The sequence below is a fragment of the Enterococcus ratti genome, from assembly GCF_001886195.1.
In the GTDB taxonomy this organism is placed as follows: domain Bacteria; phylum Bacillota; class Bacilli; order Lactobacillales; family Enterococcaceae; genus Enterococcus_B; species Enterococcus_B ratti.
The window spans coordinates 30,501-53,367 of record NZ_JXLB01000005.1; the positions used below are offsets into that span (position 1 = coordinate 30,501).

Consider the following 22,867-nt stretch of genomic DNA (forward strand, 5'->3'; position numbering starts at 1 on the left):
TCCTTATTAAGCATTTAAGACTAGTAAGAAAGAAATAACAAACCCTAAAATGGCATATGTTTCAACCATCGCAGCATAAATGATTCCTTTCGTTGCATGCTCAGGTTTTTTTGCTAAAATTTGAATACCAGCAGCAGCTACTTTTCCTTGTGCCATTCCTGAAAACAACCCAGTAAACGCAATTGGTAAAGAAGCCCCTAAGAAATTTAATCCTTGAACAACTGACATATCATTACCTAGATTAATAAAAATCAAGAATGCAATAACAAATCCATACAGTCCTTGCGTTCCCGGAAGTAATTGCAAAATTAAAGCCTGACCAAATTTTTCAGGCTGACTGGTTGTCAAAGCTGCTGCTGCTTCACCAGTCATTCCTACCCCCTTGGCAGAACCAACTCCCGAAAAAATCGTTGCGACTGCCATCGCTAATACTGCAAATACCATTCCACCATTTTCATTAATCAAATACTCCATCATCGTTCCAAATTCCTCCAATTTTTTGTTCTATTTTCTCTTATGGTTGATATTGACGTATTTTTCCACTGTTTTTAACGGCTTGAAGGTACGTCCTCCTCCAGTGTAAAATTTTCCAAAAAATTCAACATATTGCAGCCTCGCACCATGCACATAGGCACTTAAAAGTGTTAAAAACATATTTAACGCATGAAGCGCGATAATCAACAGGATTCCTAGACTAAAGCGAGCCGCAAATGGCATGAAAGCAACCAGCATATTAAATGCTGCACCAATGCTTCCGCCAGAAATACCTAGTGCCATTAATCGTGTATAACTCACTAAATCACCGATGTATCCCGTTAATCCATATAGCTGATAAGCCCCTTTTGCTAGCCCTTTTACTTTAGACGAAGACTGAAAAATCGGGATAACTAAGATGCACAACGCTGAAATAATTGCCAAAGCACTTCCTAGGTACACAAAAGCATTATTTTTTATGATCATCATTCCCAGTAAAATAAAAAGAATGCCAAGTAATATCCCTTGCCAAGCAAATCCATCACTGACTGCTTCAATATAAGCTTTTCGTTTGAGTTGTTCTTTTGCAGCAATAAATAAGCCAACTAAAATTTGAATCAAACCAAAAATAACGGATAAAATCAATATCGTATTTACATCATCTGTAGTAGACAACAGTGGAAAAGGCAAATGAACGCCAAAAACTGTTTTAGGCAATGCCAATCCAAAAAATGAACTGTAAATAAATCCCCAAATAATAGAAGGAATTGCTAAAATTTCAAAAAATTTAATAAAACGCTGGATTTCTCTTGGCATTATGATAAACTTTTGAAGCATAAAAGCTCCTAAAAACATGAGTAAACCATAACCAATATCAGCCACCATCATTCCAAAAAATACAAGATAAAAAGGGGTCATCCAAGGCGTTGGATCAACTTCTTGATATTTTGGCAAACTATACATTTCCGTTAACATCTCAAAAGGAGCCACAATTGGATGATTTTTTAATTTTGTTGGCACTTCTTCTACGATTTCTTTTTCTGTCGGTTTTTCAAAATTTAAATAAACTTCTTCGGACAACCGAACGCTTTGTAAACTTTGAATTAATTCTTGTTTTTCCTCACTCCCCACCCAGCCTTGAATAAAAATCAAATAAGGCGTGTGAATTAAATGGTCTTTAACTGCTTCACGCTCCATCCGTGCAAGAAAAATTTCTTCTGTCCATTCAAGCTCTTTGATATAACCACTACAAGTACCAATAGACGCAGACAACTGTTTTTGTTGTTTATTTATCTCTTGTAACCGTTGCTTAGTAATATTTAGTTGTTGGCGAGGTATATTCTCATATGAATAATCTTCCTTTACAAATCCATACCGGTTAGCAATTTCTTCCACACGCGAATACTCCGACTGTAAAACGACATACGCAAAATAAACGGTTGTTGGTGAAGCGTTGATTTCTTCTAGGTAAGCTCCTTTTATTTTTGCTATTTCTTTTTTGAACAATTCCGCGTTCTTTGAATTAACCGTACCAATAACTAAAGTTGTCGTTTGACTACAAAATGCTGCTGGAGAGACAGTCAGATTTTGCCAATTATTCAACCATATCTCTTCATTTTCTACCATTTGACGTTGTTCTGTTAGTTTTTCCCACTGCTTTTTTAACCGTAAGACTTCATTAATTTTTTTTGAAAAATCTTCTTCATCATACGTCTGCTCTAGCTCTTGCAACGAAAGCTCAAATCGTTTCAAATGCTTTTTTTTCTGCGTTTTTTCCCCATGATGTTCAATAAATTGAACTGCTGTACGTATATCTGCTAATTGATGAGACAAAGCAGAAACTTCTTTTTTGTTATCAACGATCAATCTTTCAGGAAAATATGTATCTACCCATTGATTGTTTTCAAGTTCTTGAAACAGATCACGAATTTCCACCGCATGAATTCCTTGAACCGCTTGTAAAAGGCGTTCTTGATTCTTTTTATCTGATAGAAGGGTCACTTTTTCCATTTTAGTGACAGCCATTTTTTTCTTTCATCCTTTCAATAATCTCATTTGTTATCTTTTTTTTATTCAATTCTTCTGTTTCTTGCTGTTTTAAATATGTTTTTTCGATTTCAAAAACTTTTTGACGAAATTGATCCAAAATTAGTTCAAGCTTTTGTTGTTCTTCAACGGTTATCTCCTCTTCTGTTTTTCTTTTTTCTTTAATTAGTTTCACTAATCGCTCTTGATAGGCTTTATTTAATAACACTATTTCATCATTTTTTAATTTTTCATATTGTGAAAGTTCTTCCTTTATTTTTTCTTTTTTTTGATGATTACTTTCTTCTGTTTCTTTTATTTTTGTTAAAATCCGTGCCATTTCTGTCATCACCATTCCCCCCTTTCGATTAAAAAAGAGTACACGCTCTCGTTTCATTGAAAGAATGTACCCTTTTACTAAACTGAATTAGGCCTTTCAAAAGTGTTCTTCTCACCCCTTGAAGAACGCAATCCTTGAAGCATAAGCCCAACCATTTTTTATTTGCTATTTGTAACTATTGTATCAAAATAGAAAAAAAATACAAGAAAAATTCGCATTTTGCTTTCGAAAATTTGTTTTTTTTAACATAGTATTCAAGAAAAATAAAATTTCTTCATATTATATATGATAAAAAATAGGTTAAAAGATTTTTTTATTTTTATCTGAATGAATATTCTAAAATAAAAAAACAAATTAGAATGTTGCTTAATAGAATTACAGAAAAACAATCGATCAAACAAACTGCTTTTTGATATTTATCTAGCTATCTACTTATCAATACTTGTTCTTTAGAAAAGACTTACATTCATTCATATTAGATTGTTAAGCGCTATCATAAATTTAGAAAATAACTACGTATACGGCATACTAAGCAAGTCTGTCCTACTAAATAATTAAGTACTGAAAGAACAAGCTCATTATTTAAATAACAGATATTGGATATTTTAATTACAAGAATAAAAAATGAATATTCTTAATAGACTCTAACATTTCATTCATTTGGTTAATCCTTTTAGCCTATTCTCCTTTAATTTTTGTTTCGACAATATTTGTCGACAGCTACCTTATTTTTTTCTTTTTTCCTGTTAAAATTTATGTTATTTTATTGATGACGATAATAAGCTAACCATTGTTTCAACTGTCGAATTTGTTGTTGTAATTTTATTCCTTTAGCTGTATCGCGATTTAAATTTCTCGGCAGCTGTCGGTTAATCACTTTTTTTACTTCTGCCTGATCGCTTTGTTGTTTAAACTGCTGCTCAATTCCTAAAAACGGGTAATGCGTAACAATTTGAAACCCAAAAGAATTATATAATAAAGAATAGCCCACAATTCCAGTTGTTTGCTGATAAGTTTTGGATAAGCCACCATCAATAACAAAAACAGTTCCATTGCTTTGATTGGTGATTCTCCTTTCTTTACCTTCACCGGTGTATGTCCATTGATAACAACTAAACCTTTTTCTTCTACACCAAATGCTTTAAGAACTTTTTTACTGAACCATTCTTCATTTTTTAATCGATAATATGGATTACTTTTTTCAACATGCAACACTTGTTCAGACAAAAAATAACGTTCAAACGTGGTTATCTTATTTTTTCCAAATAAAGGTGAAACAGGAACAATCCAAGCATACCAAATCAAATCCGTTGCCAAATCTTCCTACAAGAATAAATCTTTGACACTCGTTCGAAGCTGTTTTTCAAAAAATGCCATCAATTCTTTACCTGAATAACTTTTATCACCTAACGAAAAGGACAAAAATTCACCATTTTCATCAACTGGTACACAACCATGAAACGATTCATATTGACAATTCGTTAAATACATCGAACCATTTGCTAATAAAAATTCCATATGTTTTTTTATTCTTAATGAATATTGAAAAGAGTACATCAAGCTGTCAATAACTTGTTCTTCTTCGACAGTTAATTCATTAGGTTTTAAGGGATCAATGGTTTGAAAACAAATTCCTTCCAGCATATAAATGTTTCCTTTTAATTTAATTTTTTTCTGTTGATAGTCAATTTTTGCAAGCAAATCACGAGAAGAGAGGTGAAATTCTGGTCGTCTTTGAATTAACTGTGATTCAAGCTTGAACTGAATCATCGTTACTGCTTGATGAATTTTTTCCATTTCCTCTTGTTCTTTACTTGTTAGTCCTTCCTTATTTTGAGGTGTGAATATGGAATTTTTATAATAGATTTTTTGAGCAAAAGAAGCTAACAGACGTAAGTTTAATCCATATTCTTTTTCTAGTTCAAACAAATAATTGTAACGTGCAGCAATTCGTAATAAAGTAAGTAAACAAACCTTGGAACCATAATAAGCACCTAGCCATAAAAGATCGTGATTTCCCCATTGGATATCTAATGAAGGAAATGTCACCAAACGATCCATCACCTTTGCCGCTGTGAGCTTCGATCAAAGATATCTCCAACAATATGTAAATGTTCAATTACTGTTTTTTGAATCGTTTCAGCCAGCTTTTTTAAAAATTTTTGTTCCTCTCCTGGCAGCAACAGTTGCTTAATGATTTTTTTCACATATTCTTTTTTGCCACCTACACGATCATCAATATATAAAAGTTCCTCAATAATATAACTGTATTCTTTTGGTAACCCTTTACGTAATTTGGAACGAGTATACTTTACAGAAGTAAATCGAAGCAATTCAATCAATTGATGAATCAATTGTGACTTAGCTTGTTCTTGATATCAGTTCGTCGTTTGTGCATATTCCGGATAAGCAACAAAAATAGTCAATTACTTTATCTCTGCTTCACTCAAACGACTTTTAAAAAGCTCTTTTATTTTTTCTTTTAAATTTCCTGAACCAATTCGTAGAATATGATCAAAGGCAGGAAACTCTCCATGAATATCGCTTAGAAACAATTCCGGTCCTTTGGGAAGCTGTAAAATTGCTTCTAAATTAATAATTTCTGTCATCACCCTTTTCTGTCGTAGGAAATTTCTCTGATAATAACTCTAAATATGGATCCAATTTAACACCTCCATATTGGTATACTCGAGATTATAAATAATAAAAGTTTTTTTACAACTTAAAATCGAAAAAATACATTATTTTATAAAATTGGTCCATATACCGAGAGGCTGGAAAAGAAATGTTTAACTCCAAGAAATAAGCTGAAATTCACGAAAATTATTTTTCAAATTTTGTGAATTTCAGCTTATTTTCAAAAGAATTGCTTCTGCTTCCGTCATTTATCTACGTTTAGAGCATGGAGTAAAAATATTCTTTACTTTTGACCTACGCTCTTTCATTAATGACGACTCACTTATAATTTTTTACGCTCATTTTTCATAATCGAAATGGATTGTTTTAATGAACTCCATAAACCTCCTTCACTGTAAACAAGGACATTGGATTTGTACATATTTGCAGAAAGAAACATCAAAGCAAATGTCACAACGATTAGTAAAATCAAAGAAATGACTGCTTCGCCCATCCCGACTGTTTCATTGGCCAAACGTACTGGCATAACATATGAAGAAAGAAAAGGAATGTAAGACGTCACACGTATTACAATGTTATTAGGATCTGATGCACCCAAAATTAATCCCAACATGTATCCGCCTAAGGATAAATAAGTCACAGGTAAAATTGCTTTTGCTGTATCTTCTGCCTTGTTGACTAGTGAACCACATAATGCAGCTAGAATAGCATAAATTAAAATACCAAAAAGCATGAATAACAGGGAATACCATAAAAAAGGACCAAAAATTTTGTCTAAAGAAAAGCCATTTAGCATATTTTTTACAATAGGCATTTCTTTAAATTGATTAAATCCTACACCGAGAATAACTCCGTATAAAATGATTTGCGTTAACGCAACTAACAAAACTCCTGCCAATTTTCCATAAAAGTGTTTTTGGGCAGTAGTACTTGATAAAATAACTTCCATGATACGCGTTCCTTTTTCAGACGCAATTTCTTGGGCGATAATTTGTGAATAAGTCAAAATAATAATGAACAAAACAATCGTTACAGCATAACTAATACCATATTGCACGCTCGAATTATCTTCACCGACCGTCATCTTATTTTCACTGTCAAAGCTTACTTTTTGTCTTGATAAACTTGCTGGTTGACTCAGACTTGCTACTTCTTTTGATGAAATTCCTAAATGACTTGCTCGAAACATCGACTGCGTGCTAGTCAATTGTTGCTGTATACGCAATTGGGTACTTTGGCCTAATGATTTTTCACTATATAAAACTCCTTTTAGCTCATCATTTTCAGTAGTCACAACCATGTAAGCATCAATTTTTTCATCCGCTAAATCTTTTTGTGCTTGCTCCTGAGAAGTAAGAAGTTCAAATTTCAAATCATCATTTTTTAATTGTTTTAATTGTTTAGCTACTTGTTTATTTTCTGAAAGTATGCCGACTTTATTAATTTCACTATTTTGTTGAGCAAAATTACCAGCAACATAAATAATTCCCATCATGATAAAAGGAACTAAAATCATGACCACAAAGGAAAGCGATTTAATATTTTTTAGATAAACGTCTTTGGTAATTATCCAAAATTTACGCATTGAACTCGCCTGCTTTCATCTTAAATATTTCTTCTAAAGTAGGCGGCTGCTGGTTAAACATTGGAATATAACCAAACTGCGTCGCTCGCGCAAAAATTTCTTTACCTATCTCTGGGTCTTCCAACGTAATTTCTAGTGTTTTATCTTCTTGAGTCACTACGTTTTCAACACCTTCAATAGCTGCTACTTCTTGCGGCGTTAATTCAGATTCTAAAAATAGTTTAGTACGTCCAAAAGATTCTCTAATTTCATGTACTTTTCCATCTAACACCATTTGCCCATTTCTCAACATAATTAAATGGTCACAAATCTTTTCTACGTTATCCATGTTGTGACTTGAAAAAATAACGCATGAGCCATGTTCTTTCAATTCAATAATGCCATCTTTTAACAATTCTGCATTTACTGGATCTAATCCGCTAAACGGTTCATCTAAAATAATTAATTTGGGTTCATGAATCAATGTAGCAATCAACTGTACTTTTTGTTGATTCCCTTTTGATAAGGATTTCACTTTATCAGACTTCTTTCCTTTTACTTGAAATTTTTCCATCCAAAAATCAATTTTCGGCTCAATTTCTTTTTTAGATTTTCCTCTCAATTCAGCAAAATACAACAATTGATCTTGAATGGACACTTTTGGATATAATCCACGTTCTTCAGGCAAATAGCCAATAATATCATAGTCTTTTTCACCTAATGGCTGTCCATTCCATAGAACTTCCCCTTGATCTTGGGTCAAAAAATCCAAAATCAATCGAAAAGTAGTCGTTTTCCCCGCCCCGTTTTGTCCAATCAGCCCCATGATCTTTCCATTTGGTATTTGAAATGACACGTGATCAACTGCGGTATAATTTCCAAAAGTTTTAACCAAATCCTTTACTTCTAACATCTTTTTCCTCCTTTTCTTTTTCTTAGTATAAAATATTTTTATCCTGTCTCAACAAAAGACAGGATTTTTCCACACTTTATCTACAAAAGATCATAGGACACTTTACATGGTTTGTAAAGCGCCTACTTTAGTTTTCATGTAGTCGTTCCACCACATTTTTCGCTACTTTTTTAGGTAACCCGATTTGTTGAAGTTCTTCAACCGTCGCTGCCTGAATATTTTTCAATGACTTAAATTCTTTTAAGAGTAATTTTTTTCGTTTTGGACCCAATCCTTCAATTTCATCAAGACGAGAAGCAAAACTACTCTTACTTCTGAGCTGTCTATGAAAGGTAATAGCAAAGCGGTGAACCTCATCTTGTACTCGTTGAAGAAGAAAAAATTCGGGCGAGTTTCGCTCTAAAGGAACAACACAAAGCACATTGCCAAAAAGCAATTCATTTGTTTTATGCTTCTCGTTTTTTGCCATTCCAGCTACGGGGATGTCAATTCCCAATTGATTTTCTAAAACATCTTTAACAACATCTACTTGCCCTTTTCCACCATCAATCAAGATCAAATCAGGCAAAGGCAATCCTTCTCGAACAACACGTGAATATCTTCGATAAATGACTTCACGCATTGACGCATAATCATCCGGTCCTTTGACGGTTTTAATTTTGTATTTGCGGTATTCTTTTTTTGCTGGCTTGCCATCAATAAAAACAACCATAGCTGCAACTGGATTTGTTCCCATGATGTTAGAATTATCAAAAGATTCGATTCGTACAGGTGTCGGAATATTCATCGCATTTCCTAATCGTTCTACGGCACCAATCGTTCGTTCTTGTTTTCTTGCAATTAAATCAAAACGTTCATTCAAAGCCACATCTGCATTTTTATTCGCAAGTTCAACCAACTTTTTCTTTTCGCCACGTTTTGGCTGCAAAACTTTTGTAGACAGCAAAGCTTCCACGCTTGGCCGGTCAATTGTATCAGGAATCAAAACTTCTTTGGGAATAAAATGTTCATTTTCTTGATAAAATTGACCAATATAGGTTAAAAAATCTTCCGTTGCTTCATTATAAAAGGGAAACATGGAGACATCTCGTTCGATCAATTTCCCCTGTCGAACAAAAAACACTTGAACACACATCCATCCCTTATCAACTGCGTAACCAAAAACATCACGGTCAATCAAATCAGTATTCGTCATTTTTTGTCGTGTCATAATTGTTTCAATTGCTCGTATTTGATCTCGATATTCTGCTGCTTTTTCAAATTCCATATTGTCGGCAGCTCGAACCATCTTCTTATGAATTTCAGATTCAATTTTTTCATAGCCGCCGTTTAAAAAATTTTTTACTTCATTAACAATTTTTGCATACTCTTCAGGATCAACATCAAAATAATAAGGACATAAGCATTGACCTAAATGATAGTACAAACAGGGTTCTTTTGTTTGACTAGGCTTACACTTACGCAATGGAAAAAGGCGGTCAAGTATTTTTTTTGTTTCATTTGCCGCCCCCACATCTGGATAAGGTCCAAAATAAAAAGCTTTATCTTTTAATACCTTGCGTGTAATAATCAGCCGCGGATACTTTTCATTCGTAATTTTCAAAAAAGGGTATGTTTTATCATCTTTTAACATGATATTATATTTAGGATCATTTTTCTTAATCAAGTTAATTTCTAACAATAAAGCTTCAATATTGGACTCTGTGACGATATATTCAAAATCTTCGATCTCACTCACTAATCGTTCCGTTTTTGTGTTGTGACTCCCCGTAAAGTAAGAACGCACTCTGTTTTTAAGAATCTTTGCTTTCCCAACATAAATGATTGTTCCGTTTTTATCTTTCATTAAGTAACAGCCGGGTTGATCAGGAAGTAAAGCTAATTTATTTTTGATACGTTCGTTCATCGAAAATTCCTTTCAAATTTCATTGAATTAATTATAACATGTTCGCTAAAAAGAAAGAAAATAGACTTCTTTCCACATTCGTTTACAGTTTGATTAAAGAAAAACAAATAAAAATTGCAGCATCTTTTATTTTATTCGTTTAAAATATACACTAATTTCAAAGCATTCTCTGTGAAAAAAGCCAAAATTCACAAAAAATTGATAAACAATTTCCGTAAATTCCGGCTTATTTCTCCTGACTGAATACATTGACTTCTTCAGTTAAGTGCTTTAATTTATAAATGTTGATCAATCATTTGACGCAATTGTTCTTTGGAGTGCACGCCAACAACTTTTTCCACTACTTGACCGTCTTTTTTCAACAATAAAGTTGGAATACTCATAATCCCAAACTGCTGAGGTGTTTTCGGATTTTCATCTACGTCCATTTTGACAATTTTACATTCATCTTCATCGTATTCTTCTGACAATTGATCTAAAATAGGTGCTTGCATCCGGCAAGGCCCACACCATGTAGCCCAAAAGTCAATTAATACTAATCCCTTATCTGTTTCTTCATTAAATGTCGTATCTGTAACTACTTGTGACATATCAAAGCCCTCCATTTTTTAATCTGACCACATTATAACATCTTTTTTGGTAAGAAACGAAAATATTGCTTACATTTAGTAAGCTTTATTTAAATTTAACAATCGTTGCACCATTTCCTCCTTGATTTGCTGGCGCAAACTCAAAACTTTTCACACTGCGATGATTTTTTAAATACTCCGTAATTCCTTGACGTAAAGCCCCCGTTCCTTTACCATGAATGATCGTTACTTGAGGATAGCCAGCAAGAATGGCTGCGTCTAAATATTGATCGACCTCGCTTAAGGCTTCTTCGTAACGTTTTCCACGAAGATCCAATTGATTCGCTACGTGGCTGGATGATTCTGAACGTATAGTATGGACAATTCTTTGATTTGATTCTTTTTGTGGAGCAACTGACGTTAATTCATTTTCAGAAACATTCATTTTTAAAATTCCAATTTCTACTTGCCATTGATTGCCGTTTTTACGTAACAACGTCCCACGCTGTCCGTAAGTCATCACTAGCACTTCGTCTCCTGGTTTAAAGGTCTTTTGTTTTTTTGCTTTTTTCAACACTTTATTTTTCTTTAGCTGTTCTTCTTGATACAAGTTTGTCAATTGTGTTTTTGCATTAATCAGTTGATGTTCCTTTACATTTCCTTGGCCTACTTGTTGTTGCATTTTTCGAATACCTGCAATAATTTTTTCCGCTTCTTCTTCTGCTTTTGAAACTAATTCGTTTGCTTTTTTCTTTGCTTTTTCCATTTCTTTTTCACGTTCTTCAAAGAAATAGCTGTAGGCTTCTTTCAAATTTCCATATAGTTTTTGCGCTTCATCCATATAATGACGCATTTCTAAATACTCTGTTTCAGCCATTTTGCGACGGCTTTCTAAATCAGCAATCATTTCATTTAAATCCTGACTTTCATCATTCATCAACTGTTTTGCTTCATGAATCACTTCTTGATTCAACCCTAATCGGCTTGAAATTTCAAACGCATTGCTTCTTCCCGGCACCCCAATTAACAAGCGATAAGTTGGGCTTAGCGTATCCACATTAAATTCCATGCTAGCATTAATTGTATTTATACGGTTATATCCGTATAATTTTAACTCCGGATAGTGCGTCGTAGCCATTACATAAGCCGACTTTTTCTCTAAATCATCCAAAATCGCAATAGCTAAAGCAGCTCCTTCTTGTGGATCTGTTCCTGCTCCAAGCTCATCGAATAACACCAAACTTTTTTCATTCACTTTTGCTAGAATCTCTACAATATTCGTCATATGAGACGAAAAAGTAGACAAACTTTGTTCAATGGATTGTTCGTCGCCAATATCTGCAAAAATTTCTTCAAAAATACCGATTTGGCTTTTTTCTTCTGCAGGAATAGGTAATCCCGCTTGCCCCATCACTTGTAATAAACCCAACGTTTTTAAAGTAATCGTCTTTCCTCCTGTATTTGGACCAGTAATCACAATAGCTTGGTAATCTTCACCAATACTGATATCATTCGCTACGACTTTTTCCTGAGCAATCAAAGGATGTCTAGCTTGTTTCAAAAAAACATGATTTTCTTCACTAATCATTGGCACATTTGCCCTTAACTCTTTGCCAAAGCGCGCTTTAGCATTCATCACATCCATTTTTCCGATTACATAAGCATTGTGAAGAATTTCCTGACGATGCGGCACAAGTTCTGCAGATAATTCACTTAAAATACGTTGAATTTCATTGCGTTCGGCAATCTGATATTGCCTTAAGCGGTTGTTCAACTCAACCATTTGTTTTGGTTCTACAAATAATGTTTGTCCTGAAGCACTCTGATCATGGACAACTCCGCCAAATACTCCTCGATATTCTTGTTTGACTGGAATAACGTACCGATCATTTCGCATAGTAACAATTGCATCACTTAAATATTTCGCATTTTTTCCGCGAATCATTTCATCTAGTTGTTCTCTAACAGTTTGTTCACTTTTACGGATGTTTTGACGGATGATACGCAAATCAGAAGAAGCATCATCAGTTACTCGACCATCCTCTTCAATTGCTTCTTTTAAACGACGATTTAATTCCGGTACTGTAACCAACTGTTTTTCCCAAAAGTCTAGCCGCGAAAATTTAATTTCGCTATCTGCCAAATCATTTATAAATCGTTTTAATTCACTCGTAGTAGACAAGATACGAGAAACTTGTGCCAATTCAAGTCCATTCAAGTCTGCGCCAATCTCAATTCTTTTCATATGGGGACGAATATTTTCCAGCTTGGGAATTGGAATTCCACCTCGCATACGTTGGACTTTTAAGCCATCTTCGGTTTCTTCCAGCCAATTTGTTAATTCGTCTTTTTGACTAGTCGGCATTAAGTTAGCAAGTTCTTCTTTGCCCTGTGCAGTAACTATAAACTGGCGAACCAGCTGTTTCACTTTTTCAAATTCTAATGTTTCAAGGATTCGATTATTCACTTTATCACCTTAACTTTCACTAAAAAAAGTTGTCACATTTCGCATCGACTGATATGTCTTTGCAATCCTGTTACAACTTCTTTTTCTTTTTTCACCATTTTTTCCTCATTTCCATTCGGTCATTGTCATTAAATTACATTAGTTATCCATAATTTATAAATTTTATCTGTCAAAAAAGGCGTTTTTTCCACAATAAACCGAGCAACACTATTTCCACTAAATTGTTTTTGCACGCTGTCAATTGGTACAAACGTCACTAAACTTAACAATAAAAAAATTGTAATATATGCAATAACAACAGATAACAAGCCACCAGCCAGCCAATCTACTTGTCTCAGTATAGGAATATAGGTTAAACTATGAACAAAAATTCCTATAAACCGAGTAATTAAGCCACCTATAAATAATATTAATAAAAAAGCCACTCCCGCATAAAAAGCTTCATCTAGTTTAAAAGAAAATGCTTGATTAAAAAAGACCATACGAGAATGCGACGTTACAGCTGGATAAGGAATATACAATTCTAGATGTTTAGCTAAATCTTTATAAAAAAACTGTGCGGCAAAAAACGATAAAATATAACCGACTGTGTAAACGACCTGCATCAAAAAACCTCGTCTTGCTCCTGAAAAAAATGCCATCAGCAAGATAAATACAATCAAAAGAGTTAACATACCTTCTTCCTGTCCCTTTCTTTAATTTGATGGTTGTTGCTTGATTTGACCTTTTCTTTTTTCATTTAAAATTTGTTGTGCTTCTACGTGATTTTTGATTTCTCGATCTTCCTGCCCCGTTTCTTTTAATACTTCTCGTGCTTCCTCTTCAATTACTTCAATTCTTTTGATACGATTTTGCATTTCTACAAATTTAATCATCTTTTTTTTCAAACTTGTTACTTCTTCTTCAAGTTCCAAATTTCGTTCTTGTTTTTTTAATTGATCCGAAAGCGCATTAACCGCAATTAATATCGCTGCTTGTTCATTATCAATTTGTGGTGACAATTCTTTCAACTCGATTAACTGTTCATTAATTAAATTTGTCACAATATCCATATGGTGCTTTGTCTCACGTCCAATAATCGTGTAAGTTTGACCGGCAATCACTGCTTTATAGCGTGTTTTTTCATACGCCATTCGAATCATTTCCCCCTATTTGATAAAATATTACCTAGTGTACCACGAAGTTAATGATTTAACAGCCGTACACAAATTTCTTATAATTACTTTATCATTATATGATAAACTTAAAAAAAATGCTATGGCTCATCTTTTACTTGATTACAAGCCTTTTTTGAAGCATTCAATTACATAGGAAAAATACATTTTTTCCTTTATTAAAAATAGGAGGTATTTATGAGTAACGTCATTATACATGCAACAACAACACAAATTGAAAAAATGAAACGAAGCTACCAAAATTTTCTCTTACCTAAAAAAGTTCCTTATACAATTTTTACAGCCAAAAAAAACGGCACAACAATTACTGCATACACATCTGGAAAAGTAATGTTTCAAGGAACAAATGCGAAAAAAGAAGCAAGTCTCTGGGAGGAAACATCATCAACTTCTATTAAGCAGTTTCCTTCAGCTTTGCCTAACAATCTCAAGTCTTTATCCGTCTTAGGAAGCGACGAAGTTGGAAATGGCAGTTATTTTGGTCCTTTAACAGTTTGTGCCGCTTATGTAGACAAAACAATCATCAAACAGCTTAAACAACTAGGCGTTCGCGATTCCAAAGAATTAAACGATCCACAAATCATTCAGTTAGCGAAACAATTAAAAACACTAATTCCTTATCAGCTTTTAGTACTCACACCTAAAAAATATAACGAGATTCAACCAAAATACAATGCTGTTCGCATGAAAGTAGCTCTACACAATCAAGCCATCCAGCTATTGTTAAAAAAAATAGCCCCCGTTAAACCGGAAGTCATTTTGATTGATCAATTTACACCCGAAGCAAATTTTAAAAAATACGTCCAATTTGAAAAACATCAAGTACAAGAAAAAATTTATTTTGTAACCAAAGGAGAACAACATCATATGGCTGTAGCTGCCGCCTCCATTATTAGTCGTGCAAGCTTTTTAGAAGAATTAGAAAAATCCGCTTCAGAAATCGGTCTTTCACTACCTTCTGGAGCTGGCAAGAAATCAGATCAAATTGCAGCAGTAATTTTACGAAAGGGGGGACTTACTTTACTTGCTAATTATGCAAAACTGCATTTTTCAAACACAAAGAAGGCACAACAACTACTTCACCGATAATTTCTACTAAAAGATAAATTTTCCACTCACTGACTACCAACGTTTACTAGTAGTTGAAACTGAAATTTTAGTAAAAAAATTAAATCCGCAACTAAAAACAAACATTTAAAAACAGCTTATACAAAAAATAAACCGAATAATTCCAAAAATAAAAATCATTTTGGATTATCCGGTTTATTTCTCAACATTGAAGCCTTCTATCACATTTGCATTATTTTATACAAGTAATTAATGATAAAGACTTTTCAAAAACAGTTTCAATAAAAGATTTTTTTTAGATCATTTAGCTAATTTTTTCCCATAAAGAAGCGACTTCTGGTGTCCAAAAACTCGTTGCCGGATGAGCCTGCAGGCAACGATAGCGATTTCCTTTATAAGTTACAATATCACCTGGTTGGTAATACGTTCCTGCTGCCCAAGCATTTTCTTGTGAATCTTCTTTTGAAGTCTCTGCTATTACTTGTTGACTTTTTTCAGAAGTTCCAAAGGTATTAACTGCTGTCACTTGATAAGAATAAGTCGTATCAGAAGTTAGACCGGTATCTTCATAAGAAGGTGTATCCGAAGTTCCTACAAGGACACCATTTCGATAAATTTCATAACTTGTTACTTTTTCTTTTGAATCATTGGCTATCCAGCTAAGTGCAACAGTGTTTTGTGTTACGTTTTTAACTACCAACCCACGAGGTACTGAAGGTGCTTTTTTTTCATCTGGATCTGGTGTTGGATCCGGCGTAGGGTCTGGTATCGGTAATCCACTTCCATAAATCGTTTGTTGAATAATTTCTGGCCCACTGGTAAGAATTCTTTGTGCCATACAAATCGAATGGATGTTATCCACTGAGACATTTGTTGCATTGGATTGCAATCTAAAGGTATACGTTTCACCTGGTTTCAATTCTTTTGCATCATAAATCCCACCTAAATCAACGGTGACAATTCCATTTGAAGTAGAGACAACCCCTGCTGTATAATCACCTTTAATGAGTTCTTCATTTGTGTTCATAGCTAAAGTGTACTTCGGTAATTTAACCGTCTTACTAGCAGATTCAACCGCAGATAAAACAGCTGACGTTTCATTTAGTTTCTCATTATTTTTTATAGTTAATTCATAACCATTTTTACCATATTCAGAATAAGTTGAAATGTTTGCCTCTATATTTAAATCAGTTGTAACGATTTTATTTTCTGAAAGTTTTGCAGTCCCAAAGAGCCCCGTCTTAATTGCTTTTGTTAATTCGTCTCTTTTTGTACTTGTTGTTTCTTTATCTTGTGACTGCATCCAAGAAATAACACCACCTAATTCATTTTCTTTGACGTACTGTGTTTTGTAACTAATTGATTTTACATTGTCATACGTAAATAATTGACCTGTTACTTCACTATATAGATACGGTGCTTTAGCAGTATCATCCCAATATTCTTTTAGCCCTGAATCTTTACCCAGCAAATCACCGATGTTACGATACGGCCAAACCCCTCCTACACGACCACCATCGCCAATTTTTACATCATTTTTGTTCGCTGCACCATATGAAAGGCTGCCATCTGCGTCTACATTATTTTTTTTCGCGGTCTGAAACAGCCCGGGTAAATTCGCATTTTCTCCCTTTCTACTTCATTCCATCCACGAGTATAAAAGGCGGCACCAATTACGATTTTTTCTGATGCTGCGCCTTTTGCTTGTAAAAAACGAACCGTTTGATCAACTGATAAGCCACTGTCATAATTTGGATCATCAGGATTTCCATAAAGTGCGGTCTGATGACCACTCGTTTTACTCCAAGCACCGTTCATGTCATAAGTCATGACGTTGGCAAAATCAACAACCTCAAATAAACGTTTGACATCGATTCCTTTATTTAATTTTTCTTGTGATGCAGGTAGCGCCACAGATAATTCATAAGTTTTTCCTAATTCTTCTCCTTGTTTGTCAATAGCTGCTCTAATTTCATTTAAAAGAAGGATGTAATTTTCTTTATCTACCGGTTTTGCGTTCGGCGTCCCTTCATCATTTTTATTATCAACAGAATCTGGCTGACGAACATCTGCCGGATATTCCCAATCAATATCAACAAAATCCATATTGGTATATTTCAAGAACTTTGTAATGTTTTCAACCAATCTTTTTCGTTTTGTAGGATTAGCGGCTACTTCAGAAAAATCACCTGATTTGGACCAACCACCTAGTGAAACACCGATCTTTAAATTTTTATTTTCCGCACGTAGGTTTTGAAGCGCATTCAACAAACCGGAGCGAGCATTGTTCCAACCGACTTCTTCTACTCCAGCTGAAACTTCAGTCGCAGCATCACTATCTGTAAATTGTAAATCACCATTACTATTAAAATCTAAAAAAGCATAATTTAAATGCGTCAACTGATCTGCTGCAATATCTTTAGGAAAAAAATTACCCTCTCCACCCCAAATTGACCAATCACCATAATACATAACATTACGATAAGGAACTTTTTGTGTAATTTCTTGTGATTCTTGTGCATGAACACTGGTTTGCTTATTTAACAAAGGTGTTGATAGTGAGAATACTGATGAAAATAACATTGTTGCCAATCCAACTTTTCTAAACTTTCCCATTTTTTAATCTCCTCCACTTTTTAAAGATATATTTTACTAACTCCTAGTCACAACATGAAAAAAAGTTATTTTTATATCTCCAACCTCCTTTTTAAAACTTAATGATAACCCTTTCTCAACTTGAGTCACTATTATCATATCAAATCATTTAATTCACTAAATATTTTGTATAGTAAATTAACTTTTATATTTTAAATTCCTATTAAACCCCTATTAAAAAAGAACGCCTCTTTTATCAACACAGCTATTTATTTCTTTAAATAATATCTTAAAAAAGCTAAAAACATTTTTCCACAATCGCTTTGATAAATTATTTTTTCATTTGCTTGAACTTACAAACTTAATCTGCACTTTCATCATTTCATTTTTCTATAAAAAAACGGTATACTAACTTTAGCGCTTTAAACATAGTAAATCTTTAAAAACAAGTAAGGCTGTTTTAAAATTTTACTAGTGGTTAAAAAAACTAAGCTTGTATAACCGTTGATCTTATCCAATTTCTTTATACAATAACTATTTAAACAAAGGTCGATCAAATAAACAGTAGTAAATGGAGTTCTTCTAACTGTTCCGTTTTGTGTTAGCAAGAAAATAAATCGGTTGCCATTTTTTCTCTTTACTTAATAACTGTTTTTTTGCAAAAAGCATTTCGAGTGAATCTCGATAATTTTTTCCACAACCAAAATAAATGATCTCCTACTTTTGCTAAAAGATTTAATTTCAAATCTCATAACACCCTAAACAAAGGTGGGAATTCTCTTAAAATTTTTTGCTGCATGTCTTTATTATCCAATGAACCATTGCACATCTTCTTGCCTAATCTGTTTTTTCTTGCAACATACCGTCTTCCATTGTAAATACTTTGTCACACTTGTTAATTAAGCGTGTATCATGGGTAACCATAATAATGGCCTTATTTTTTTCTTTGGCTTCTTTTGCTAAAATAGCAACAAATTCTTTTCCTTTTTCTGAGTCTAAACTGGCTGTTGGCTCGTCTGCTAAAATAATAGAAGGGTCATTATACAATGCTCGAGCAATTGCTACTCGCTGTCTTTCACCCCCTGATAGTTCTTCTGGATATTTATTAACTAGCTTAGCCACGCCTAATTGCTCAAATAATTTTTTGGCCTCTTTTTGGTAATTTTTTTTATGAGTCACTTTATCAACTAATATCAACTGCTTTTTAACAGACAAAAAAGGTACTAAATTAGATGCTTGCAAAATAAAACCAATTTCTCTAAAACGTTTATTCACTCGTTTACTTTCTGGTAACTTACTAAATTCCTGTCCATTAATTAAGACGTATCCTTTACTTGGCGTCTGTAAGCCACCAGCAATTGTTAAAAAAGTACTCTTTCCTGAACCAGAAGGACCAATGATTGCAACAAATTCTCCTTGATTGACACAGACATTCGTTTTTTTTAACGCATGAATCATTTGGTCCCCATCTTTAAAATGTTTTTCTACTTCTTTAAATTCAATTGCTTTCATTCATTCATCTCCTATCCCATCGCCTTTAGTGGATCAATTTTTATAATTGTTCGAACAGAAAACAACGCACCTAAAACCGCTACGATTAACATCAATAGACTAATTATTCCGAAAAACAGCCAATTACTTTGAAAAGGAACCGTATCCGGCAAAAGCCAAGAAGTAATCACTGTTCCTGCTAACCCAAGTCCAACACCAACGACTGAAAGTAGCATTGTTTGTGCTACTACTGAACGGGCTATAAAACCACCAGTTATTCCTTGTGCTTTTAGCACACCAAAAATATTAATTTTTTGCATCGTCAATACATAAATGAAAATGCCAATCACAATCGCTGCAATCACAATTAAAAAACCAATCATAAACCCAAAGGTCAAGACTTGCGCACTGTAGCCAGGTAATTCATTGATAAATGTAGAAATACTAATTTTTTCAAGCTCTCTAGGTAAGTGATGTGGATTTCCTCGAACAACAACAGCGTTGAGCCGGGCATTTTCACTAGTATCTACTTTTTCAAATCGTATTTCTTGATAAGCGTCAAGTGTAGTATATAAAACAGGAGATACATTAAATTTCGCGTTTTCTGTAAACCCTGTTAATTTAAATGTTTGATCGCTACCTGAAAGTTTCACTGTATCGCCAATTTTTAATCCATATTCTTCTTTTAAACTGATATCGCTAATAGCTTCATTCTTTTCAGAAAACACCTTGCCTTCCACAAGATTCGGCATAATAAATTGGTTAGGATCAATGCCGAAAAAACTAACATTTATTTTATCAGTTACTTTATTTTCTTTACTTGTTATAACTCCGGGCGTTTGTGCTAAATAAGCTATCTCTTCTCCTTTTACTTCTTGCGCAATCTTTTTCGTCATCATTGACATATTTAGATTAGTATTGGAATCTTTTGATAAAACAATATAATCTGCCGACCATTTATCTACTGCTGTACGATTGTCTTGCGCTAAACCATATGCCAATCCCGTTAAAAAAAAGACCAAATAAGCAATTAAAAACATCACTCCAGCAACTAGTGCATATCGTAACTTCGAATGTAGGATTTCATTTAATGCTAAAAACATCTAACTCCTCCTTTTAACATTTATTATGTGATACTATCAGTTTATCATTTGATAAATTTTTAGCAGAATGATTCGCTCAACAAAAAAAGAATCGAGCATTAAATAACCTCGATTCTTTCTAACCTTTTATTGACCATAATAAGCAGTAGTCCATGTTTTCTGTAAAAATGTTTATCTAATAAGTATGATCGTTCGTTTTTTTGTTTAGTTTTCTTTCATAAAAATCTCTTTTTATTTAACAAATAAATTGATTTTCTCTTAATACCGTTTTTTTGATTTCTTCAACAGTTGGAGTACCAGCTAACTGCATGACCATCTCAAGTTCATTTTTAAAAAAATCAAATACTTGCTTGATTCCTGTACTTCCTCCTAAAGAAAGTCCATAAATTGCCGGCCTTCCAATTGCTACCAAGTCGGCTCCTGATGCAATTGCCTTAAACACATGTTGTCCTCGTCTAACGCCACTGTCAAATACAATAGGTACTCGTTTATCTACTGCTTCTGCTACATATTGCAATGAATCAAAAGAAGCAGGTCCACCATCTAGCTGTCTACCTCCATGATTAGAAACCCAAATCCCTTGTGCACCTGCATCAAGAGAACGATAAACATCTTCTTGTGATTGTACTCCCTTAACATAAACTGGCAATTCAGAATGAGTGGTGATAAATTCAATATCTTTTGGACTTAATTTTTGTTTTGAGGATCGATAAACAGCATCCATTGTTTGCCCTACTCCAGGTTGATATGCTTGAACAATCGGCATAGGCAATGGAAAAGTAAACCCATTTCTGCGATCCGCTTCACGATTTCTTCCAACCGTTGCATCAGCAGTTAAAACGACTGCTTTTGCACCATTTCGTTTCGCCATTTCTAAAATATCTAAATTAATTCCATCATCTTTACTCATATAAAATTGAAACCACTGCGGTGCCTCTTGCCCTCCCGCTTTTCTAATTTCCTCAAGTGTACAAGAAGCATAAGAACTCGCAGTATAAATCGTTCCAAAATCAGCGACCCCTTTTGCCGAAGCTTTTTCTCCTTGCTCGTGTGCTAAGCCATGAGCAGCAACTGGAGCCATAATAATCGGAGCAGTTAACGTTTCATTAGAAAAATACGTCGTTGTATCAGGAAATTCAACATTTTTTAATACATGAGGAACAATTAATCGATGGTTAAATGCTTTTTGATTTTCACGAAAAGTAAATAAATCTCCTGCGCCACTGCTAATATATCCATATCCTCCACTTGGGATCACTTGCGTAGCCGCTAATTCTAAATCTTCCATATTAATAAAATCAATCGTTCCTTCCTTTGTTCCAGCCTGATAAACTTTTTCCATAATAACTCCAACTCCCTCTTCCTTTGTAATTAAGAATTATAGTTAGATAGATAACGTTTACATTAATAGGGTACCTCTCTTAAAACATCTAAGCAAAAGATTTGTTTGATCTTTATTAAGTACAATTCCGTAACATATTCTTTTTTTACCAAATACGTAAAAAATGCTATTTATTCAAGCTGGATAAAGGTAAAATGTTTTGCTTACCAAACTCCACTACAAAAATTAAGACAAATCAATATGGAAATTAAGCTGATAGATTCATGATTCATTTGATACAAACAGATTAACTTTGAATCACTCATAAAACGATCAGATATAAAAAATGATAGATTTCAACATATCGATAAGCGTTACATAGATTGATCGTATTTTACAAATCCACTCAATAGATCAATTACTATGAAAAGCAGCAAGAGATAGTTAGTGATAGCTAGTTAAAAAGAGCTTAAACAGAAGTGTTGAACTCCGAGAAATAAGAAGAAATTTATGAAAATTGTCTTTCAAGTTTTTATGAATTCCGACTTATTTTCGGAGATGTTACTTCTAATCTCACCATTTATCTGCCTTTAGAGTATGAAAGTGTTCTTTACTTTTGTTCCACGTTCATGTCATTTAGCACTGAAACTTTTTACCATTAAATAGAAAAGTGACACGAAAAATAAAATCATACAATTCTATACCTACTCTCCTATTAAAAAAAGAGAAACCCTGCCATAACAAGGTTTCTCCATACTTTTGAGACTATTCTTCTTCTTCAGCCATAAACATTAGCACAATCGCATTTACTCTCACAGAGTATTGTATCAGCTAAAATATAAAATATGCAAATCAAAGAATATCGATAAATTGAATGATGTATCAACGCAATGGCATTCAATTTGGCATTCAAACATTGGGGCACATAGGTAAGAAAATTAGTATCCAGCTCTATCCAAGACTAGACAAACTTAATGATTGACAACGAGCCTTTGAGGCTATGAAAACATCATATTGACCTCCTTGAAAGTAACATAGGAATGTACAATTGTGTCATAGTCTCACTCATTGTCAATCATCAGTATTTCTCCATCGCCACCAATATAAGAAGACTTACTCAAACCAACTTTTATAAATTATTATTTTTCAAATTCTCCATTAGCACGGGATTCAAGATAATTGAACACTTCTTTTTACCATCATATTTCAACAAAAATCC

14 protein-coding genes, 2 pseudogenes and 1 other annotated feature are annotated in these 22,867 nt (G+C 33.7%); of the genes and pseudogenes, 1 reads left to right on the forward strand and 15 read right to left on the reverse strand.

Going from position 1 to position 22,867, the window contains the following annotated elements:
* Positions 1–6: 6 nt before the first annotated feature.
* From RV14_RS03250 to zapA, 11 genes and pseudogenes are all read right to left on the reverse strand, one after another.
* A complete protein-coding gene (locus tag RV14_RS03250; RefSeq protein WP_071854879.1) occupies positions 7–477 on the reverse strand; it encodes a V-type ATP synthase subunit K in 471 nt (156 codons plus the stop codon).
* 27 nt (positions 478–504) lie between these two features.
* Positions 505–2,499 (reverse strand): V-type ATP synthase subunit I, encoded by a 1,995-nt coding sequence (locus tag RV14_RS03255; RefSeq protein ID WP_071854880.1) that lies wholly within the window; start codon positions 2,497–2,499, stop codon positions 505–507.
* The gene (locus tag RV14_RS03260) at positions 2,486–2,848 is read right to left on the reverse strand and encodes an ATPase V (protein WP_071854881.1); all 363 of its coding nucleotides are present in this window, start codon (positions 2,846–2,848) and stop codon (positions 2,486–2,488) included. Before RV14_RS03260 ends, RV14_RS03255 begins: the two co-directional genes overlap by 14 nt.
* Before the next feature lie 96 nt (positions 2,849–2,944).
* Positions 2,945–2,992: a sequence feature (sodium ion sensor (DUF1646 type); this cis-regulatory element may regulate processes involved in with the transportation of sodium ions), on the reverse strand.
* A 610-nt stretch (positions 2,993–3,602) separates the two neighbouring features.
* Positions 3,603–5,503, reverse strand: a pseudogene (locus tag RV14_RS03265) (fructose-bisphosphatase class III).
* 295 nt (positions 5,504–5,798) lie between these two features.
* Positions 5,799–7,061, reverse strand: a complete 1,263-nt coding sequence (locus tag RV14_RS03270; RefSeq protein ID WP_071854882.1) for an ABC transporter permease — start codon at positions 7,059–7,061, stop codon at positions 5,799–5,801.
* A complete protein-coding gene (locus RV14_RS03275) occupies positions 7,054–7,953 on the reverse strand; it encodes an ABC transporter ATP-binding protein (RefSeq protein WP_071854883.1) in 900 nt (299 codons plus the stop codon). Before RV14_RS03275 ends, RV14_RS03270 begins: the two co-directional genes overlap by 8 nt.
* A 127-nt stretch (positions 7,954–8,080) precedes the next feature.
* The gene (gene uvrC, locus RV14_RS03280) at positions 8,081–9,859 is read right to left on the reverse strand and encodes an excinuclease ABC subunit UvrC (protein ID WP_071854884.1); all 1,779 of its coding nucleotides are present in this window, start codon (positions 9,857–9,859) and stop codon (positions 8,081–8,083) included.
* 275 nt (positions 9,860–10,134) lie between these two features.
* On the reverse strand, positions 10,135–10,449 hold the full coding sequence (trxA, locus tag RV14_RS03285; protein ID WP_071854885.1) for a thioredoxin: 315 nt from the start codon (positions 10,447–10,449) through the stop codon (positions 10,135–10,137).
* An 85-nt stretch (positions 10,450–10,534) separates the two neighbouring features.
* Positions 10,535–12,895: an endonuclease MutS2 gene (locus RV14_RS03290; RefSeq protein ID WP_071854886.1), complete on the reverse strand. Its 2,361-nt coding sequence runs from the start codon at positions 12,893–12,895 to the stop codon at positions 10,535–10,537.
* A 128-nt stretch (positions 12,896–13,023) separates the two neighbouring features.
* Entirely contained in the window at positions 13,024–13,569 is a 546-nt protein-coding gene (locus RV14_RS03295) for a CvpA family protein (protein ID WP_071854887.1), read from the reverse strand.
* Positions 13,570–13,590: 21 nt separating this feature from the next.
* On the reverse strand, positions 13,591–14,028 hold the full coding sequence (gene zapA / locus RV14_RS03300; RefSeq protein ID WP_071854888.1) for a cell division protein ZapA: 438 nt from the start codon (positions 14,026–14,028) through the stop codon (positions 13,591–13,593).
* A 219-nt stretch (positions 14,029–14,247) separates the two neighbouring features.
* On the opposite strand from zapA, the gene rnhC reads away from it, so the two are divergent.
* Entirely contained in the window at positions 14,248–15,159 is a 912-nt protein-coding gene (gene rnhC, locus RV14_RS03305) for a ribonuclease HIII (protein WP_071854889.1), read from the forward strand.
* Positions 15,160–15,442: 283 nt separating this feature from the next.
* Here the strand turns inward: rnhC and RV14_RS12845 are convergent.
* The 4 genes and pseudogenes from RV14_RS12845 to RV14_RS03325 all read right to left on the reverse strand — a co-directional run bounded on the left by RV14_RS12845 (position 15,443) and on the right by RV14_RS03325 (position 21,669).
* Positions 15,443–17,754 (reverse strand): annotated as a pseudogene (locus RV14_RS12845) (glycosyl hydrolase family 18 protein).
* 816 nt (positions 17,755–18,570) lie between these two features.
* Complete coding sequence (locus tag RV14_RS03315; protein ID WP_071854890.1) at positions 18,571–19,245, reverse strand: ABC transporter ATP-binding protein; 675 nt, start codon at positions 19,243–19,245, stop codon at positions 18,571–18,573.
* Between the two features lie 11 nt (positions 19,246–19,256).
* Positions 19,257–20,327: an ABC transporter permease gene (locus RV14_RS03320; RefSeq protein ID WP_071854891.1), complete on the reverse strand. Its 1,071-nt coding sequence runs from the start codon at positions 20,325–20,327 to the stop codon at positions 19,257–19,259.
* Between the two features lie 235 nt (positions 20,328–20,562).
* Positions 20,563–21,669 carry an alpha-hydroxy-acid oxidizing protein gene (locus RV14_RS03325; RefSeq protein ID WP_071854892.1) on the reverse strand — a complete coding sequence of 369 codons (1,107 nt, stop codon included), beginning with the start codon at positions 21,667–21,669 and terminating at the stop codon, positions 20,563–20,565.
* Between the last annotated feature and the right edge of the window lie 1,198 nt (positions 21,670–22,867).

What these genes read in the sequence shown, in the direction of transcription:
- RV14_RS03250 (WP_071854879.1), bottom strand. Translation starts at nt 477, where the DNA reads ATGATGGAGTATTTGATTAATGAAAATGGTGGAATGGTATTTGCAGTA.
- RV14_RS03255 (WP_071854880.1), bottom strand. Translation starts at nt 2,499, where the DNA reads ATGGCTGTCACTAAAATGGAAAAAGTGACCCTTCTATCAGATAAAAAG.
- RV14_RS03260 (WP_071854881.1), bottom strand. Translation starts at nt 2,848, where the DNA reads ATGACAGAAATGGCACGGATTTTAACAAAAATAAAAGAAACAGAAGAA.
- RV14_RS03270 (WP_071854882.1), bottom strand. Translation starts at nt 7,061, where the DNA reads ATGCGTAAATTTTGGATAATTACCAAAGACGTTTATCTAAAAAATATT.
- RV14_RS03275 (WP_071854883.1), bottom strand. Translation starts at nt 7,953, where the DNA reads ATGTTAGAAGTAAAGGATTTGGTTAAAACTTTTGGAAATTATACCGCA.
- uvrC (WP_071854884.1), bottom strand. Translation starts at nt 9,859, where the DNA reads ATGAACGAACGTATCAAAAATAAATTAGCTTTACTTCCTGATCAACCC.
- trxA (WP_071854885.1), bottom strand. Translation starts at nt 10,449, where the DNA reads ATGTCACAAGTAGTTACAGATACGACATTTAATGAAGAAACAGATAAG.
- RV14_RS03295 (WP_071854887.1), bottom strand. Translation starts at nt 13,569, where the DNA reads ATGTTAACTCTTTTGATTGTATTTATCTTGCTGATGGCATTTTTTTCA.
- zapA (WP_071854888.1), bottom strand. Translation starts at nt 14,028, where the DNA reads ATGGCGTATGAAAAAACACGCTATAAAGCAGTGATTGCCGGTCAAACT.
- rnhC (WP_071854889.1), top strand. Translation starts at nt 14,248, where the DNA reads ATGAGTAACGTCATTATACATGCAACAACAACACAAATTGAAAAAATG.
- RV14_RS03315 (WP_071854890.1), bottom strand. Translation starts at nt 19,245, where the DNA reads ATGAAAGCAATTGAATTTAAAGAAGTAGAAAAACATTTTAAAGATGGG.
- RV14_RS03320 (WP_071854891.1), bottom strand. Translation starts at nt 20,327, where the DNA reads ATGTTTTTAGCATTAAATGAAATCCTACATTCGAAGTTACGATATGCA.
- RV14_RS03325 (WP_071854892.1), bottom strand. Translation starts at nt 21,669, where the DNA reads ATGGAAAAAGTTTATCAGGCTGGAACAAAGGAAGGAACGATTGATTTT.